This window comes from Sutterella massiliensis, from assembly GCF_016899755.1.
GTDB classification, from domain to species: domain Bacteria; phylum Pseudomonadota; class Gammaproteobacteria; order Burkholderiales; family Burkholderiaceae_F; genus Sutterella; species Sutterella massiliensis.
Genome location: NZ_JACJJC010000071.1, coordinates 1 through 1,495, shown reverse-complemented (window position 1 = coordinate 1,495; position 1,495 = coordinate 1). Strand labels below are relative to the sequence as shown.

Here is a 1,495-nt window from a genome sequence, read left to right as displayed (position 1 = left end):
TTTTTCGGCATTTTGGCAGTATCAGCCGCCAAACGGCTTGAGCCAAATCGGCCGATTCCTTCTCCGTAAATTCCTCAGGAGCATCGCCTTCAGTGATCAGCTGTCTAGCTCGCCATTGTCGAACTGCTTCTGAAATGGTTGTAAACGATCCTCTGCCATTTGCTCGGTGGCGGAAGGTTTCGTCGTTATGCCTGAGAGTGGCGTCCTCAACTTCTTCAAGCAGTAGGGGCAGGCGGTATTACGGCACGGTGGGCGACTTCACACACGCCTGAGCGGCAAGCGTCTTGGCCAGAAAGGTCTTGCCATTTCCGGACGGTTCAGTGATGAGTACGGAGACAGGCGTGTTCTGTGTCATCTATCGGTACGACGTCGGCAAAAAGATTCATTCGAGCTTGAATGTGTCGATGTCCGCCTCTTCAAAGAGGCGAGCCTGTCGGCGGACAGCATCTGCCATGGTCGAAAGCTTCGAGCTTGTCGAGGATTTCATCTGGCTCACGCATGTCATGAAGTGGACGCTAAATTGTGCGTACCGGATCGGGCGACATATAACTCGGTAACGGACGTGGGCGGCGCACGGTTTACGGGGAACGGCGACGGGACGCCAAGAAACATTTTCGTTCGAAAGGCGGGGACGTAAGAAGACCAAGCCTCCGCAACGGCTTCGTTTGGCGAACGCCTGCGGAGGCTTGCGCCTCATAGAGTGAGACTGCTTGCTTTTATTGCGGTGTCGACTTGGCGGCCTCTCGTCCGGCAATGCGGCCGTAGACCGTCGCCATCACGATGCCGCTGATGCCGCCGCCACCGAGATTCGCTTGGTAGGCCAGGTGACCGCATACGTCGCCTGCGGCATAGAGACCTGGGATCGGGAGGCGACGCGTATCGAGCACACGCGCATGCGTGTCGATTTCGAGCCCCGAGTAGGACGTATAAATTCGCGGTTCGCATTCGAAGGAGAAGAAGGGCGCCGTGTCGATCGTCTGCATCAGCTTCGTGCGGCCGGTCACGCGGTCTTTTCCCTTGGTAACGTCGGCGTTGTAGTCGGCAATCGTCTGCTTGAGCGCTTTGGCATCGATGCCTTCGCCTTTGGCAAGTTCGTCAAGCGAGGCGTATTCCTTGACCTTGAATTGTTCGAAGAGAAGCTTGAGACTCCCCGCGCGGTGCGCATCCGCAGACTTCTTGTCGAAGATCCAGTTGGCGGTTGGGTAGCCTTTTTCGACCATCATGTGGTTGACTGCAAGGTAGCCTTTCGTTTCGTCCTGGAATCGTGTGCCCGCCTTGTTGACGATGACGAGCGGGACTTCAACGAGCGGCTGGCCGATCGACTTGTCGGTGCCTGTGCCGACAAAAAGCATGTTCATGCCGAAGCCGTTGTGCTCGACCAGGAGGCTCGCGCCGATGTTCGTGGCCGCAACGATGCCGTCGCCCGTATTGAATTTCGAGCCGAGCGACCTGCGCCCCTTGAGGTACGGATGGTACTTTGCAACGAGTTCCGGGC

General features: G+C 57.2%; 2 protein-coding genes. Both read right to left on the bottom strand.

Annotated features, from left to right (window positions below):
* Positions 1-238: 238 nt before the first annotated feature.
* Positions 239-355, bottom strand: coding sequence for an ATP-binding protein (locus H6A60_RS13820; protein WP_239477732.1), 117 nt, complete (start codon positions 353-355; stop codon positions 239-241).
* A 361-nt stretch (positions 356-716) separates the two neighbouring features.
* On the bottom strand, positions 717-1,495 hold a 779-nt coding region (locus H6A60_RS11270; RefSeq protein ID WP_205104662.1), incomplete at its 5' end, for an FAD-binding protein.